This window comes from Campylobacter subantarcticus LMG 24377 (assembly GCF_000816305.1).
Taxonomy (GTDB): domain Bacteria; phylum Campylobacterota; class Campylobacteria; order Campylobacterales; family Campylobacteraceae; genus Campylobacter_D; species Campylobacter_D subantarcticus.
This window is the reverse complement of sequence record NZ_CP007773.1, coordinates 167,468-182,070: the sequence shown is the minus strand read 5'-3', so window position 1 is coordinate 182,070 and position 14,603 is coordinate 167,468. Positions and strand designations below refer to the sequence as shown.

The following is a 14,603-nucleotide window of genomic DNA, read 5'->3' as shown; positions in this document are numbered from 1 at the left end:
TTTATAAAAGTTCTATGCCATAAGCTTGTAAAATTTCATATGCACTATTTTCCAAAGACTTATTAAAACTTGCCGTTGCATTTTTATGTAATATAATTTTTGAGTTGATACTAGCACTTTGAGCTAAAATAATATTGCTAAATACACAAATATGTGAAACAAGACCACAAAATTCTATACTTTCATAATAATTTTGTTTTAAAAAATTAGCTAATTCTAAGCTACCAAAGGTATTCTTATAAAAGATTTTTTTTGCATTCTTTAAATATACATCAAAATCACTTGGCATTTTCCAACCTAAAGTATCTCTAATACAATGATAAATAGGTAATTTTTTTCCTTCTTGAGTTATTAAATAATTCTCATCATGCGTATCAAAAGTAAAAGCGACATCGCCTTGATGATTTTCTAAAAGAGCAAGAATATTATCTTTTATCTTGGCAGCTTCTTCAAAACCCAAGCTACCATCGATAAAATCATTTTGATAATCAACAACAACTAAAAGCTTAGTCATTGTCCTTAACCATGAAAAAACTATTTGTATGAATATTTTCAAACGCGGTTTTTAAGCTTGTAAATAATTTTGGATTTTCTTTTTCTAATTTTGCTAAAAGCTGCTTAGCTTCTTCTCTTGCATGAGGAAATTTTACATTTTTTTCACTTAACCTCATACCAGGACAAAATTCATTACCAATTACTTCTAATTCATTATTAATAGCATTTTCTCTTAATTGTCTTTCTCTTACAAAAATCAAAGGACGAATAACCTCTATATCTCTTTTGCTTTTATACTTGGGAGCTAGACTCCTAAGAGAACCATTATAAATAAAATTCATAAAAAAACTCTCTACCGCATCATCTAAATGATGAGCTATGGCTAATTTATTAAAACCATTTTCCAAGGCATAAGTATATAAAGCACCACGCCTCATCCTTGAAAAATAGCTACAAAAACTTGAATTTTTTCTAATCGTATCACCTGAAATTTCATAAATATTAGAATCAATCACTTCATGATCAATACCATGTTCTTTGCAGTGATTATGAAGCTTGGTATAATCTTCACCCATGCCATAACTTAAAGTTACTGCTTTAAGTTCAAATTTAAAAGGCGCATGCGCTTGCATACGCTTTAAAAGATGAGCTAAAGCTAGAGAGTCTTTGCCGCCACTAAGCCCTAATAAAACTTTATCATTATCTCCTATTAAAGAAAATTTAGCATTTGCTTTTGCAACTTCTCTGATTAGTTTTTTACTAAGATTTATCATAATTTCTCACAAATTTTTAAGACAAAATTAGCTGAAATTTTAGCTGATTTTTCTACAAACTCATCAAAATCAAATTCAGCTTTCTCACCTGCTTTATCACTCATTGATCTTAAAATCAAACATGGAGTTTTCAAAGCATCACATACCAAAGCTACACTAGCCCCTTCCATTTCACAAGCATCTGCATTAAAAATTTCTCTAATTTTTACTTTTTTATTCTCATCACAAATAAACTCATCACCTGTAGCGATAATACCTGATTGTAATTTAACACCAAGCTCTTTAGCAACTTCTATAGCAAGATTATTAAGCTTATCATCTGTTTTTATAAAAATTTCATTACCAGGAACATAACCAAGTGGATGCCCAAAAGCTGTGATATCTAAATCGTATTGAGCTAATTTTGTAGCATAGATTAAATCTCCTATTTCTAAACTAGGATTAAAAGCACCAGCAACTCCGGTAAAAAGTAAAAGTTCAGCTTTAAATTTTTCTATCATCATAGCCGCACTAAGGGTAGAATTTACTTTCCCTATCTTAGAATAAGCAATGATTAATTCATGATTTTTATATTTTGCAAGATAATAAGTATTATTTGCATATTCAATTGTTTGGTACTCTTTTAATGTTTCTAGTAAGGGAGTAACCTCTTCAGGCATAGCCCCTAAAATAGCTATTTTCATTTAATTACCTTTAAAATTTCATCAATATCTTCTATTTTACTCAAAGTATAAGTTTCTTTTTGAGTGATTTTTTTATTTAAACCCTTTAACACACTTGCGCCAAATTCTATATAGAAATCTACTCCTTCATCTATCGCCTTAATGCTTTGTTTATAAAGAACAGGCTTGATAAGTTGCTCACTTAAAAGCATTAGAGCTTGATTTTTATCATTATACACTTTTGCATTAACATTTGACACTACGCTTTTAAAGTGCTCTTTTAAAATAGGTTCTAATTCTTTTGTAAGTTTTAAAGATGCATTTTTTAATAATGGGCAATGACTTGCAACGCTCATATTCAAAAGCATAGCTCTTTTAGCTCCTGCATTTTTAAACTCACTCTCATAAGAAGCCAAATCGGGTTTTAAACCTGCTACTACAATTTGCCCATCACAATTATAATTAGCTGCGAAAATATTTTTTTTCTCACTTAATGCTTTTTGGCAAAGTTCTTCCACCACTTGATCTTCTAAACCCAAAACCACCATCATACCCGCTTCAATTTTAGAGCAATCTTCTTGCATAAACTGACCACGTTTATTTACAAGCGCGATTACATCTAAAAAATCAAATGCCCCTTGAGTTGCCAAAGCACTAAATTCACCCAAAGAATGTCCTAGGCTATATTTTGGGCAAAGATCTGTTTGCTCTTTTAATGCTTCATAAGTCATAAGCGAATTTAACACAATAGCCATTTGTGTAAATTCACTTTTATTTAAATTTTCATTCTCTTCAAAAAGCAAATGTTTAAAATCTATCTTGCAGTATTCGCTTGCGCGCTCAAGTAGTTCTTTTGCTTTAGGTGAATTTTCGTAAAAACTAAGACCCATGCCAACGCTTTGAGAGCCTTGGCCTGGAAAAATAAATGCAGTATTCATTAATGACCACCGCAGCAGCCACCACCGTGACCGTGGCCACCACAACAACCGCCACCACCGTGACCGTGATGATGATCATGATGATGTCCTCCACCACATCCACAACTTCTACTACCTGCAATAATTCCTGTTAAGATTTCATCTTCAGTCGCCGCTCTTACATCTACAATATTTAATGAAAATAACAAATCTTTTCCCGCATAAGCATGATTGTAGTCGATAGTAACTTCATTTTCAGTAATTTCCCTAACAATTACTCTTACCGTATTACCATCTTCACCTTCACCAAATAACTCCATACCAACTTGCAAGTCAATTCCTGCAAATTGTTCTTTTGGTAAAGTTTGCAAAGCGTTTGCATCGTATTCACCCAAAGCATTTTCTTTTTTAATTTCAATATCAATATTACAAGGTGCATCTAATTTTTGGATTTCAGCTTCCAATCCTTCTAAAATTTGCCCCTTACCCAAAATAAAAGAAATCGGTTCTGCATAAACATTTGATTCTAAAACTTCTTTGGTATTTGCATCTTTTAACTCATAAAACATTGAAACTACACTATTTTTTTCTATAGCCATTTTATTCTCCTTTTTTATTTTCTATCTGGCGAAACTTTCGCTTCGGGACTATCAGGATATGCTGTCTTTAAGGCTTTATAAAATTTATTCGCACTTTTAGGATCACCTACTTTATCTAAACTAATAGCAGTATGATAAAGTAATTTTGGTACATAATCACCTTTGGTGCTTATTGCAGAACTTTTTTTATAAAAGCCTAGTGCGCCTGCATAATCTTGTTGTTTGTATCTTATCTCTCCAAGCCAAAATGTAGATCTAGCAGGTTTATAATGAATGCTAATTAAATGCTCGAATTTCTCTTCTGCATCTTCAAATTGATTTTTATTTGTTTCATTAATTGCTTGTTTTAATATCTCGCTAGAATCTAAATTTTTCCAACTGTCATCTTTTTTTACAACCACTACTTCTTGAGTTTCATTAACATCTTCGATGATTTCTTCAGTTTTATTATCATCACTTGCATCAGGAACAACTGGAGTAATTTTTGTTTGATTTTGCACTCTAGCTATTTCAGCTTGAAAGAAGGTTATAGTTTTATTCATATCTTCTTTAGAAATATAATCATCATTGATTTTATTAATCAAAGTTGTAATTTCACTTAAAACTTTTTGAATTTCTTGATGATTTTTTTCTTGAATTTGCCTATTTTCCTCCACATAAGCTCTTAAATTTTGAATTTCTCGAGTTATATTTGTATCAAAATTTTGATAAGTTTCTTCCAATGAAAGCAATTTTGTGTTAGCTTTTGAATACTGAGCATTCAAACCCTCTGTCACACTTTGCAATCCTTCTATATTCTCTACTACTGTATTTATTTTACTTGTTAAATTTGTATAATATTCATTCAATGCCCTTAGGCGTTCTTGATTTTCATATTGTAATTTTTCATTTTGAGTTAAACCATAAGGTGTTTTTGTATCTACTTTTCCTGCGTCAAATGCTGAAATTTCAGCGTGTAAAAAAGTAGCTCCTAAAAGAGCTACTGATAATAATTTTAATTTCATTTATTTAAAACTTATTTTGATAATTTAAATTCTGCACGGCGATTTTGGGCATCGCAAGCTTTTGTTCTTTCAGTACATACAGGATTAGTCTCTCCATAGCTTTTAACGCTAATTCTATCTGCGCTAACACCTTGAGCTACTAAAGATTCTTTTACTGCTTTAGCTCTTTTTAAGCCTAAAGCTTGATTATATTCATCAGTTCCCCATTCATCGCAGTTTCCTTCAACCACTATTGCAGTATCAGCAGCTTCTTTATTAAAGATCTCAGCATTATTTGCAATAACTTTTTGCATATCTGATCTAACATTAAATTTATCAAAGTCAAAATATATATTTGCTACAGAATTTAAAGATTCAAGATTTTCAAATCTATCAGATCCACCGCTGCCTTTTGAGCCATCTACACTACTTGAACTACTAACACTAGTGTTTTTAGTAGCACAACCACTTACAATAACAGCAAATGCAGTAATTGAAGCAAAAATGATTTTTTTCATTGATTTCCCCTTTTGTTTATTTAAAAATCATAATTTAATTATAACAAAAAAAATATGATTTTAGTATTTTACCAATCAATTGATTGAATTTTACCTACTTTTAAACCATAATGAAAAGCTTTATTTGCATTAATTCTAATAACACCTAAAGCACTTTGAGAGCCTAAATACTTAATAAATACAACACTTTCTCCATCACTAGAAAATCTTGGAAAAAGATTTTTGCCATTTGCAGTGAGTTGTCTTATATAATCACTTTGGGTTGACATTAAATAAAGATTAAAAACTCCGCTTTGATTTATTTCCCTACTAGAATAAACCATATAGTGTTTATAAGTAGAAACTGAAGAATTATTTTTACCATGAAAAACAACTTGTTCTGTTAAATTTGAATCTAAATTTTGCATAAAGATATTTGGATAACCCAAACGGTCTGATACAAAAACAATTTTTTTATCATCAACAACAAAATTTCCATTTACATCTATACCAATATAACTTGTAATTTGCGTAAGGTTTTTTGTGTCTATATCATACAAATAAACGTCTGGTTGATCTTTTGGGGCCATAGTTAAAAGTATTTTTTTACCATCATCACTCACATCAGAAGCGACCATCATGCCTTTGCTAGCAATTATTTTTGCAATATTTTTATTTTTCATATTATACTTATAAAGAGTTGGTATTTCATCTTCATAAGCTGTAAAATAAAATGCGCTTTGTTCTTTATTTGCCCATTTTGGAAATAAATTTAAACCTTTTGAAATCAACACTTTTTGATAAGTTAAAGTATAATCAGCTAGTAAAATATCACTATGTTTGCTACCTTGGGTTCTTGCGATTAGAATTTTATGATCCATCCAATCTACAGGTGAAAAACCGAGTTTTCTATTCATTTGAGCAACACTTCTATGTGCTAAAAATGGGTATTCTTCTACAGAAAGAATTTGTTCATAAAATCTTGTCTTAGTTTCATTAGCAGCTAAGACTTCAACATCAATATCTAAAAGTTTGCCATTTTTATTCAAAACATAAGAAAAAACATAATCGCTTTTCGCCTCATCTTGGCTTAATTCAAAATTAGAACTCACCTTGATGTCGTTAATTAGCATATTGTAAAAACTTTTCTTAAGATCTAAATCACTAAGCTTAGATTGATCTTTGATAAAAATTGTTGGCAGCTGCATGCCTTTATTTACAACTGAAATAGTTGCATCTTGCCCAAACAACACTGAACAAAAAAATAAAAAAACTAATATCCTTTTCATCATTTCTCCGTTTTAAACTCAATTACATCGCTAAGTTGCATTTTGATTTTTCTTATTTTACCATTTGGAGGTAAAGTTATGTATTTTCCTTCTAAATTTTGCAAAAATTCTTTTGCTTTTTTATCAAAATTATCACTATAAGCACTTGTAGAGCTTAGTAAATAAAATTGACCGTGATTATCTATAACAAATTCTACTTCGATACTCAAATTTCCACTAGGATTATAAATTCTCCATCGATCTTCAAGGTATTTTCTCACCGCGCCCAAAAACTGATCATATGCTCCTATTTTTTGCTCCATAAGAGATTGCCCCAACTCTTGATTTAACTGTAGATTTTCATTAAGTTGTTGAGAAAAATCATTAATCTTTTCTCTTTGAGTAAAAATTGGTTTTTTTGATGGCATTGAAGATTGTACTTTTGTGGTTTTTTCTTCTTGATAGTCTTCTATTTTTCCAAACAAATCATTAAACACACTTGCTTTTTGGTCTATATCTTGAGTATTTACATTTTTATTTGTAGTATATTTTTGTAAAAGATTTTCTTCAAATAGGCTTTGTAAATTTTCTTTTTGTACTTCTTGTGTAATACTGACTTGATTGGTATTAACACTATCACCAAGTTCTATATTCACAAAACTATTAGGATCATCTGTAAATTCAATAGCTTTTGGTTTGTACTCTATCAGTTTAAAAAAAACTAAAAAAATAACGATAAAATAAATTAAAATCGAATAAACAAGTGCTTTAAGATTGCGTATCGAATTTTCTTCCATATTCTACTCAGTTTGTAAAGCAACTTTTTGGAAACCAAGATGCTTCATTGTTCTTAAAACACTCATCACATCATCATATTTTAGATTTTTATCCGCTCTTATAAAAACAGTTTCTTGTGTATTGTACTGAACTTTTAAAGCATTCATATTATCCGCAAAACTTACAAAATCAAATTTATCTTTTCCTATAAAAATTTCTCTTTTTGCATTGATTGTTATAATCAAGCTTTTAATATTTGGAGCGCTAGAAGCTTTTTGTGATCCTTGTGGAAGCTGCACCTTTTCTTCATAAGTAATACTAGGCGCAGTAACCATCAAAATAGCTAGTAAAACTAGCATAATATCCACCAAAGGCGTAATGTTTAATTCAGGTTTTTCATCTAAAAACATTACTAAGCCTTTGAAGAACTTACTAATACTTTAATCTCACTATCTAAGATATTAATCAACTCATATGCTTTTCTTTTAATAATCAAATGAAAACTATAAGCTGGAATTGCAACCAAAATCCCACAACCCGTAGCTACCAAAGCTTCGCTGATTTTAGGAGCAATAATACTTAGAGAATTTTGCATTTCTAAACCACCAAAAGTTTCAAGAATAGAAATAACAGTACCAAAAAGCCCTATAAAAGGTGAAGTAGAAGCGATAATACTAAGCCAAGTTAAGCCTATTGTTGCTTTTTTTTCTACAGAATTTTTATAAATATTCATCTTAGTTTCATCGATCTCAATACATTTTTTTAAAATCGATGCACTTTGACTCAAGTCTCTTTCGCCTCTCATTAAAGCTTCTAGAGCTTGACTTTCATCTTGTGTCCACTTATTAATAAGTGACATTCTTGAAAATAAAATACTAAAACTAACTATAAAATACACCGAAAGCCAAGCTAATACAATATAAGTGATTAAGCTTGTATTTTCAAAAAAATGAAAAATTGCTTGAAAATCCACTATTTTTGCCTTACATTATTGTCCATTTTAGCAAAAGTAGAAGCCAAAGCTACACTATCACTACTCATAGATTTAATCAAATCTTTCGCTTCTTCTAATTTTTTTGCTATTTCGCTATCGCTATTTCCACCAACCCAAACAGCACCTTTAGCCAAAACACTAACTTTAGTTTCAGATACTTTTACATGGCCTGAATCAATAGCAACCAATTCATGAGTTGAATCTGCTTTTTCTATATCAATAATTCCTGATTTTAAAGAAGATATCAAAGAAGCATGGCCTTTTAACACACCAAATTCACCTTCACTTCCAGGAAGTACTACCAATCTTGCATCCCCTTGATAAATCATGCCAAGGGGTGTAATGATTTCTAAAGATATTAAATCTTGCATAAATTAACCTTTTTTAGCCTTATCCACTTTACAATTATCTAAACAAACATCTTTTCTACTAACTTCTTTAAGTGTTTCAGCTTTTGCTACAACCTCATCTATATTACCAACCATATAAAAAGCATTTTCTGGCAAATCATCATATTTACCTTCTAAAATACCTTTAAATCCTGCAATTGTATCTTCTAAGCTGATATATTTTCCAGGGCTACCTGTAAAAACTTCTGCAACGAAGAATGGTTGAGATAGGAATTTTTCAATTTTTCTTGCTCTTTCAACAATCAATTTATCTTCTTCGCTTAACTCATCCATACCCAAAATGGCAATAATGTCTTGCAAATCTTTATATTTTTGAAGCACTGATTGCACTCCACGTGCTACCTTATAGTGTTCTTCTCCTATGATTTGAGGATCAAGCATTCTTGAAGTAGAATCAAGTGGATCAACAGCTGGATAAATACCTTTTTCAGCAATTGATCTATTTAAAACTGTTGTTGCATCCAAATGTGCAAAAACCGTTGCTGGCGCAGGGTCTGTTAAGTCATCTGCTGGTACATAAACTGCTTGAACCGAAGTAATAGATCCTTTTTTGGTTGAAGTGATTCTTTCTTGGAATTTACCCATTTCACTAGCTAGAGTTGGTTGATAACCGACAGCTGATGGAATTCTTCCCAAAAGTGCTGACATTTCAGAACCAGATTGAGAAAATCTAAAGATATTATCAATAAACATTAAAACATCAAGTCCCATTTCATCTCTAAAATATTCAGCCATAGTAAGACCTGTTAAAGCAATACGATTTCTTGCCCCTGGCGGCTCATTCATTTGTCCATAGCACAATGCAACTTTATCTAAAACATTACTTTCTTTCATTTCATTATAAAGGTCATTACCTTCACGAGTTCTTTCCCCAACACCTGCAAATACCGAATAACCGCTGTGTTTAAAAGCAACATTGTGAATTAATTCCATAATAATTACAGTTTTACCAACACCAGCACCACCAAAAAGCCCTACTTTACCACCTTTTGCGTAAGGAGCAAGTAAGTCTACAACTTTAATCCCTGTTTCAAAAATTTCACTTTTAGTGCTTTGTTCCTCAAACGGAGGTGGATCTCTATGAATTGACCAGTGTTTATCAAAATTAACTTCTTCACCCTCATCAATCAAATCACCTGTAACATTGAAAATTCTTCCAAGTACTTTTTCACCAACTGGTACACTGATTGGATTTCCTGTTGCGACAGCTGTTAAACCTCTAACAAGACCATCAGTCATATCCATAGCAATAGTTCTTACCTTGTTGTCACCTAAATGCGCAGCAACTTCAAGCACTAATTTACACTCTTTTCCTTCTAATTCATAATTAACAATAATTGCTTCATTAATTTGTGGAAGATAGTCTTTAAATTCAACATCAACCACTGGTCCTAAAACTTGAGAAATAAAACCTTGCATCATCACTCCTAAATTTATTTCATTGACTCAACACCACTGATAATTTCTATCAACTCAGTGGTAATAGACTCTTGTCTTGCTTTATTGTAAGCTAAGTTAAGTTGCTTAACTCTTGCTTTTGCATTATTAGCTGCATTATCCATAGCCTGCATTCTTGCGCTATGTTCAGCTGCCAAAGAATCAACCAAAGAAAAATACATATTATATTCAAAATAAGTTTTTAATAAATCATGTAAAATTTCTCCATCTTCAGGCTCTAAATCCATTAAAGACTGAGAATTTTGTTCTTCTTTGCTTGCTATGGCTTGCACTGGCAATAATTCATTAATACGAATTTCTTGAGAAATCATATTTTTATAGCCATTATGTACAATTACAACTTTATCTGTAACTTCATTCATAAAATCATCAACAGCACTATGAATAATCGCACAAGCTTTTTCATAGTCTGGACTTGAACTTGTATCAAGATATTTTTCTAAAATTTCAATGTTTTGAAAATTAAAATACTCTATACCTGTTTTACCAATCGCTCTCAATCTTACCTTGATTTTTTTTGCTTTACATTCTTCAAGCATTTCATTTACTGTTTTTATAGTTTTAATGTTGAAGCCGCCACACAAACCTTTATCCGCAGTAATAAAAACAATATCCATTTTTTCGATATTTTCTTTTTTTCTAAAAAATGGAAGTTTGTCATCAAGCCCTTCATATTGATTCATCTTAAAAGCAATTTCAGATAAAACTTCATCAATTTTTTGAGCATAAACTTTTGACTTTTTAGCCGCCTCTTCTGCTTTTCTTAATTTAGCAGTAGAGACAAGCTTCATTGCATTGGTTGTTTTTTGCGTATTATGTACGCTTTTAATTTTTCTTTTTATTTCTTTTAAATTAGACATCTAAAAACCTTATATATGGTTTGCTTTAAACTCACTCAATGCTTTAGCTAGTTTTTCTTCTAAGTCTTTATCTAAAGCTTTTTTCGTTCTAATTTGCTCAAAAATTTCTGGATATTTAGCCTCAATAAATGGATATAAAGCTGTTTCAAATTCTCCAATTTTTGAAATAGCGATATCATCTAAATAACCTTTTGTTCCTGCATAAATCATTACAACTTGATTTTCTACTGAAAGTGGAGAATAAGGAGGTTGTTTTAATACTTCAACCATTCTTTGTCCACGCTCAAGCTGTTTTCTACTAGCTTCATCCAAATCACTTGCAAATTGCGCAAAAGCTTGCAACTCTCTATATTGAGCTAAATCAAGTCTTAGTGTACCTGAAACTTGTTTTGTTGCTTTGATTTGCGCAGCACCACCAACACGAGATACTGATAAACCAACGTTAATTGCAGGACGAATACCTGAGTTAAACAAATCTGTTTCCAAGAAGATTTGCCCATCTGTAATTGAAATAACATTGGTTGGAATATATGCTGATACATCGCCTGCTTGAGTTTCGATAATTGGTAATGCGGTCAAACTTCCTGCACCAAGTTCATCACTTAGTTTACTTGCTCTTTCAAGTAATCTTGAATGTAGATAAAATACATCACCAGGATATGCTTCACGACCTGGAGGACGACGTAAAATCAAAGACATTTCACGATATGCAACAGCGTGTTTACTTAAATCATCATAAACGATCAACGCATGTCTTGAATTATCTCTAAAATACTCGCCCATAGTTACCCCAGCATATGGTGCAAGATATTGCAATGCTGCGGCATCTGATGCACCTGCATTCACCACTATAGTATAATCCATTGCACCATATTCTTCAAGCTTTTTAACTACTTGAGCTACTGTACTTTGCTTTTGACCTATCGCAACATAAATACAAATAACATCTTTACCTTTTTGACTAATGATAGTGTCAATAGCTACAGTAGTTTTACCAGTTTGTCTATCACCGATGATCAATTCTCTTTGACCTCTACCGATTGGAACCAAAGCATCAATCGCTTTAATACCTGTGTGTAATGGCTCGTGAACGCTTTTTCTAGCCATAATACCCTTTGCTTTTTCTTCTATAAAGCGATATTCACTTGCTTCAATTACACCTTTAGCGTCAATTGGCTCACCTAAAGCATTTACAACACGGCCTATTAACGCATCGCCCACCGGAACTTTTAGAAGTTTTTTTAGCCTCTTAACTGAACTTCCTTCTTTAAGTCCAAGTCCTTTACCTAAGATAACAATACCTACGCTTGATTCTTCAAGGTTAAGCACCATACCTTTTTCGCCATTTTCAAATTCAACCATTTCTCCAGCCATAGCATTTTTAAGGCCATATACCTTAGCAACACCATCAGCAACTGAAATAATTTTACCGGTTTCTTCTATTTCAAGATTAAAGTCAAATTTTTCAATTCTCTCTTTTATAATAGAACTAATTTCATCTGCTTTAAATTTCATCAAATCTCCTTAAATTGCTTTTAATATATATTCATTCATTTTAGCTTTTAAGCTTTGCATTGAAAATGAAATTTCATATCCAAGTCCATCTAAGCTAATTTTTACACTGTCATTATCACTTATTTTACTATCTAATCTAATTTTTGCATTAAATTTATGGCTAAGTTTTTCCTCTAAATTTCTAATTTCTTCTTCACTTAATTTTTCTTTTGAATAAACTTGACCTAAAAATGTATTCTCTTTTAATGCTTTTTGCTCACTTAATTCTTTAGTGATTTCTGGAATTAACATTTCTCTTTTGTTATCCACAATTAAATTTATAAAATTTTTAAAAGTATCACTTGGATTATCTAGCAATGAAAGTATTAATTCTAGTTTTTTATCTTGTTTTATTTCGTAAGAATTTAAAATATCCATAAATTTATTAGATGCAAAAGCTGAGCTTAACTCCAATAAATTAGAATAAAAATACTCAAAATCATTTCTTTCTAATATTGCCTTTGCGTATGTTTTAGCAATTACTTTTTCCATCAAGACACCTTTTTCATCATGATATTTAAAATTTCTTTTTGTTGCAGCTGTAAATTTTGATCTTCAAAAATTTCTTCTAAAACTGCTTGCACAACTTCTTTTTCCATTTTTCTTATTTCATATTCTTTGTGTTCTTCGTAAGTTTTTTCTAGAGCCTTAATTTCCATTTTTGTTTCATTTTCGATTTTTTCAGTAATAATTTCTGCTTCTTTTTTTGCAAGAGCAACCGCATTAACAGCATCTTGTTTAGCTAAATCTAATTTTTTCATCATTTCTAATTTATGATTTTTACTTGCAATAAGTTTTTCTTGAATTTCATTCATTCTAGATGCAATCTTTGCAATTCTACCATTATAGAAATTTTTCAAAGGTGTTGCTATAAAATAATACAAAATAGCAGCAAATAAAACAAAATTAACCGCTCTTGGAATGATATCATACTCACCACTTCCATTACCTGCTGCAAAAGCATAAAAAGGAAGTATTGATAATAATGTAATTTTTTTTAACATTTATCTTCCTTAAATTTTACTCAAGCTGTTTTTAAAGCTTTGTTTAAATTCTGGCATTTTTAAACGCATTTCTTCTTTTAACTCTTTTTCTTTTTCTCTTAAACTTTTAAGAAAAACAAGCATTTGATCTTCTAATTCTCTTTTTCGTGTTGATAATTCTTTTTCTTGTTTTAATTTAGCTTCCTCTATAGCTTTTGCTTTGATTTGATTGATTTCATCTCTTGTTTGGATATGAATTTTTTCCAATTCACTTTCCACATTTGAAACATCATCAGAATTTTTTTTCATTTTTTCTTCATCATTTTTTATGGTTAAATCTCTAGAATCCATAAATTTAATCAAAGGTTTATAGAGCATAGAATTTAAAATTGCTATCATAAGCAAAAAAATGACACCGGTGGCTATCATGATGGAAAAATGTACATCATTAAACATTAATACTCCTAAATAAATCTAAATAAAACATTAAATTATAGCAAAACATACCTAAAAACATATTTAATTTATTGTCTTTAGAAATTCCTTAACCTCATCTTCATTTTCAAAATTTATAGTAATTTTTAAATTTTTTGTATTTACTTTTAAACCTAAAGATTCAATTTTTTCTTTTAAATTTATTATTGATTGATATTGTTTATTTGAAGTTGTGTTTTTTTCTAATTGATTTGTATTTTTAAAATTTTTAATTAATTTTTCTGTTTCTCTTACATTGAGTTTTTGCCCTATGATAGTATCAACTATCATTTTTTCTTCTTCTTTTTCAAGCCCCACTAAAACTTTTGCATGACCTTGAGAAATTTTACCTTCTATAAGAAAATTTTGCGTTTGCTCGTTTAAATTTAAAAGTCTTAATGTATTTGCAATTTGCGGTCTTGATTTATGAATAAGATCTGCTAATTTTTCTTGAGTGATATCATGAATTTCTAGCAATTCTTTGTAAGAATGTGCTAATTCTATAGGATTTAAATTTTCTCTTTGAATATTTTCTATTAAGGCAAGCTCGCGTAATTTTATATCATCTACATTTAAAATTACAGCCTTAATCTGATCTTTTTTTAAAAGTTTACATGCTCTAAATCTTCTCTCACCTGCTATTAAAATATAATCAAATTCATCTTTTTTAAAAACTACAACAGGCTGAATCAAACCATATTCTTTAATAGATCCTGCAAGTTCTTCTAAGGCTTGGGTGTCAAAATTTTTTCTTGGCTGATAAGGATTTGGACTAATTAAATCTATATCAATTTCTTCTATTCTGCCTTCATTAGAGCCTAATTCTTTTTCATAAACCTCATCAATATCAGCCAAAATACTACTTAAACCTCTTCCTAATGCACTTTTTTTTGCCATTT

The 14,603-nt window shown here is 30.5% G+C and carries 19 protein-coding genes; all 19 read right to left on the bottom strand.

What is annotated here, in order from left to right; all coding sequences use genetic code 11:
• Nucleotide 1: 1 nt before the first annotated feature.
• Complete coding sequence (locus tag CSUB8523_RS01035; protein WP_039662603.1) at nt 2-514, bottom strand: cysteine hydrolase family protein; 513 nt, start codon at nt 512-514, stop codon at nt 2-4.
• Nucleotides 507-1,268: a PP-loop family protein gene (locus CSUB8523_RS01030; RefSeq protein ID WP_043019339.1), complete on the bottom strand. Its 762-nt coding sequence runs from the start codon at nt 1,266-1,268 to the stop codon at nt 507-509. The genes CSUB8523_RS01035 and CSUB8523_RS01030 overlap by 8 nt, the downstream gene beginning before the upstream one ends.
• On the bottom strand, nt 1,265-1,951 hold the full coding sequence (locus CSUB8523_RS01025; RefSeq protein ID WP_039662599.1) for a 5'-methylthioadenosine / S-adenosylhomocysteine nucleosidase / 6-amino-6-deoxyfutalosine hydrolase: 687 nt from the start codon (nt 1,949-1,951) through the stop codon (nt 1,265-1,267). Before CSUB8523_RS01025 ends, CSUB8523_RS01030 begins: the two co-directional genes overlap by 4 nt.
• Nucleotides 1,948-2,868 carry an ACP S-malonyltransferase gene (gene fabD / locus CSUB8523_RS01020; protein WP_043019338.1) on the bottom strand — a complete coding sequence of 307 codons (921 nt, stop codon included), beginning with the start codon at nt 2,866-2,868 and terminating at the stop codon, nt 1,948-1,950. The genes CSUB8523_RS01025 and fabD overlap by 4 nt, the downstream gene beginning before the upstream one ends.
• The gene (locus CSUB8523_RS01015) at nt 2,868-3,446 is read right to left on the bottom strand and encodes an FKBP-type peptidyl-prolyl cis-trans isomerase (protein WP_043019337.1); all 579 of its coding nucleotides are present in this window, start codon (nt 3,444-3,446) and stop codon (nt 2,868-2,870) included. Before CSUB8523_RS01015 ends, fabD begins: the two co-directional genes overlap by 1 nt.
• Nucleotides 3,447-3,460: 14 nt before the next feature.
• On the bottom strand, nt 3,461-4,450 hold the full coding sequence (locus tag CSUB8523_RS01010) for a Tol-Pal system protein YbgF (RefSeq protein WP_043019336.1): 990 nt from the start codon (nt 4,448-4,450) through the stop codon (nt 3,461-3,463).
• Nucleotides 4,451-4,461: 11 nt separating this feature from the next.
• Nucleotides 4,462-4,947, bottom strand: a complete 486-nt coding sequence (gene pal / locus CSUB8523_RS01005; RefSeq protein ID WP_039662590.1) for a peptidoglycan-associated lipoprotein Pal — start codon at nt 4,945-4,947, stop codon at nt 4,462-4,464.
• A gap of 68 nt (nt 4,948-5,015) precedes the next feature.
• On the bottom strand, nt 5,016-6,218 hold the full coding sequence (gene tolB / locus CSUB8523_RS01000; protein WP_043019335.1) for a Tol-Pal system protein TolB: 1,203 nt from the start codon (nt 6,216-6,218) through the stop codon (nt 5,016-5,018).
• The gene (locus CSUB8523_RS00995) at nt 6,215-6,991 is read right to left on the bottom strand and encodes a Tol-Pal system subunit TolA (RefSeq protein ID WP_043019334.1); all 777 of its coding nucleotides are present in this window, start codon (nt 6,989-6,991) and stop codon (nt 6,215-6,217) included. The genes tolB and CSUB8523_RS00995 overlap by 4 nt, the downstream gene beginning before the upstream one ends.
• 3 nt (nt 6,992-6,994) lie before the next feature.
• Entirely contained in the window at nt 6,995-7,381 is a 387-nt protein-coding gene (locus tag CSUB8523_RS00990; RefSeq protein ID WP_043019333.1) for an ExbD/TolR family protein, read from the bottom strand.
• 2 nt (nt 7,382-7,383) lie between these two features.
• Nucleotides 7,384-7,944: a MotA/TolQ/ExbB proton channel family protein gene (locus tag CSUB8523_RS00985; protein WP_043019332.1), complete on the bottom strand. Its 561-nt coding sequence runs from the start codon at nt 7,942-7,944 to the stop codon at nt 7,384-7,386.
• Nucleotides 7,944-8,336 (bottom strand): ATP synthase F1 subunit epsilon, encoded by a 393-nt coding sequence (atpC, locus tag CSUB8523_RS00980; RefSeq protein ID WP_039662580.1) that lies wholly within the window; start codon nt 8,334-8,336, stop codon nt 7,944-7,946. The genes CSUB8523_RS00985 and atpC overlap by 1 nt, the downstream gene beginning before the upstream one ends.
• Before the next feature lie 3 nt (nt 8,337-8,339).
• Nucleotides 8,340-9,794 (bottom strand): F0F1 ATP synthase subunit beta, encoded by a 1,455-nt coding sequence (atpD, locus tag CSUB8523_RS00975; protein ID WP_043019331.1) that lies wholly within the window; start codon nt 9,792-9,794, stop codon nt 8,340-8,342.
• Between the two features lie 14 nt (nt 9,795-9,808).
• The gene (atpG, locus tag CSUB8523_RS00970; RefSeq protein WP_039662575.1) at nt 9,809-10,693 is read right to left on the bottom strand and encodes an ATP synthase F1 subunit gamma; all 885 of its coding nucleotides are present in this window, start codon (nt 10,691-10,693) and stop codon (nt 9,809-9,811) included.
• A gap of 9 nt (nt 10,694-10,702) precedes the next feature.
• Nucleotides 10,703-12,208, bottom strand: coding sequence for a F0F1 ATP synthase subunit alpha (gene atpA, locus CSUB8523_RS00965; protein ID WP_039662573.1), 1,506 nt, complete (start codon nt 12,206-12,208; stop codon nt 10,703-10,705).
• 9 nt (nt 12,209-12,217) lie between these two features.
• Complete coding sequence (locus CSUB8523_RS00960) at nt 12,218-12,739, bottom strand: F0F1 ATP synthase subunit delta (RefSeq protein ID WP_039662571.1); 522 nt, start codon at nt 12,737-12,739, stop codon at nt 12,218-12,220.
• Nucleotides 12,739-13,251, bottom strand: coding sequence for a F0F1 ATP synthase subunit B (locus CSUB8523_RS00955; RefSeq protein ID WP_039662569.1), 513 nt, complete (start codon nt 13,249-13,251; stop codon nt 12,739-12,741). Before CSUB8523_RS00955 ends, CSUB8523_RS00960 begins: the two co-directional genes overlap by 1 nt.
• Before the next feature lie 9 nt (nt 13,252-13,260).
• Nucleotides 13,261-13,686: a FoF1 ATP synthase subunit B' gene (locus CSUB8523_RS00950; RefSeq protein WP_039662566.1), complete on the bottom strand. Its 426-nt coding sequence runs from the start codon at nt 13,684-13,686 to the stop codon at nt 13,261-13,263.
• Nucleotides 13,687-13,749: 63 nt separating this feature from the next.
• Nucleotides 13,750-14,601 carry a ParB/RepB/Spo0J family partition protein gene (locus tag CSUB8523_RS00945; RefSeq protein ID WP_039662564.1) on the bottom strand — a complete coding sequence of 284 codons (852 nt, stop codon included), beginning with the start codon at nt 14,599-14,601 and terminating at the stop codon, nt 13,750-13,752.
• Nucleotides 14,602-14,603: the final 2 nt, after the last annotated feature.

What these genes read in the sequence shown, in the direction of transcription:
- atpC (WP_039662580.1), bottom strand. Translation starts at nt 8,336, where the DNA reads ATGCAAGATTTAATATCTTTAGAAATCATTACACCCCTTGGCATGATT.
- CSUB8523_RS00995 (WP_043019334.1), bottom strand. Translation starts at nt 6,991, where the DNA reads ATGGAAGAAAATTCGATACGCAATCTTAAAGCACTTGTTTATTCGATT.
- atpA (WP_039662573.1), bottom strand. Translation starts at nt 12,208, where the DNA reads ATGAAATTTAAAGCAGATGAAATTAGTTCTATTATAAAAGAGAGAATT.
- CSUB8523_RS01010 (WP_043019336.1), bottom strand. Translation starts at nt 4,450, where the DNA reads ATGAAATTAAAATTATTATCAGTAGCTCTTTTAGGAGCTACTTTTTTA.
- CSUB8523_RS01025 (WP_039662599.1), bottom strand. Translation starts at nt 1,951, where the DNA reads ATGAAAATAGCTATTTTAGGGGCTATGCCTGAAGAGGTTACTCCCTTA.
- atpG (WP_039662575.1), bottom strand. Translation starts at nt 10,693, where the DNA reads ATGTCTAATTTAAAAGAAATAAAAAGAAAAATTAAAAGCGTACATAAT.
- CSUB8523_RS00960 (WP_039662571.1), bottom strand. Translation starts at nt 12,739, where the DNA reads ATGGAAAAAGTAATTGCTAAAACATACGCAAAGGCAATATTAGAAAGA.
- pal (WP_039662590.1), bottom strand. Translation starts at nt 4,947, where the DNA reads ATGAAAAAAATCATTTTTGCTTCAATTACTGCATTTGCTGTTATTGTA.
- CSUB8523_RS01035 (WP_039662603.1), bottom strand. Translation starts at nt 514, where the DNA reads ATGACTAAGCTTTTAGTTGTTGTTGATTATCAAAATGATTTTATCGAT.
- CSUB8523_RS01030 (WP_043019339.1), bottom strand. Translation starts at nt 1,268, where the DNA reads ATGATAAATCTTAGTAAAAAACTAATCAGAGAAGTTGCAAAAGCAAAT.
- CSUB8523_RS00990 (WP_043019333.1), bottom strand. Translation starts at nt 7,381, where the DNA reads ATGTTTTTAGATGAAAAACCTGAATTAAACATTACGCCTTTGGTGGAT.
- CSUB8523_RS01015 (WP_043019337.1), bottom strand. Translation starts at nt 3,446, where the DNA reads ATGGCTATAGAAAAAAATAGTGTAGTTTCAATGTTTTATGAGTTAAAA.
- tolB (WP_043019335.1), bottom strand. Translation starts at nt 6,218, where the DNA reads ATGATGAAAAGGATATTAGTTTTTTTATTTTTTTGTTCAGTGTTGTTT.
- atpD (WP_043019331.1), bottom strand. Translation starts at nt 9,794, where the DNA reads ATGCAAGGTTTTATTTCTCAAGTTTTAGGACCAGTGGTTGATGTTGAA.
- CSUB8523_RS00945 (WP_039662564.1), bottom strand. Translation starts at nt 14,601, where the DNA reads ATGGCAAAAAAAAGTGCATTAGGAAGAGGTTTAAGTAGTATTTTGGCT.
- fabD (WP_043019338.1), bottom strand. Translation starts at nt 2,868, where the DNA reads ATGAATACTGCATTTATTTTTCCAGGCCAAGGCTCTCAAAGCGTTGGC.
- CSUB8523_RS00955 (WP_039662569.1), bottom strand. Translation starts at nt 13,251, where the DNA reads ATGTTAAAAAAAATTACATTATTATCAATACTTCCTTTTTATGCTTTT.
- CSUB8523_RS00950 (WP_039662566.1), bottom strand. Translation starts at nt 13,686, where the DNA reads ATGTTTAATGATGTACATTTTTCCATCATGATAGCCACCGGTGTCATT.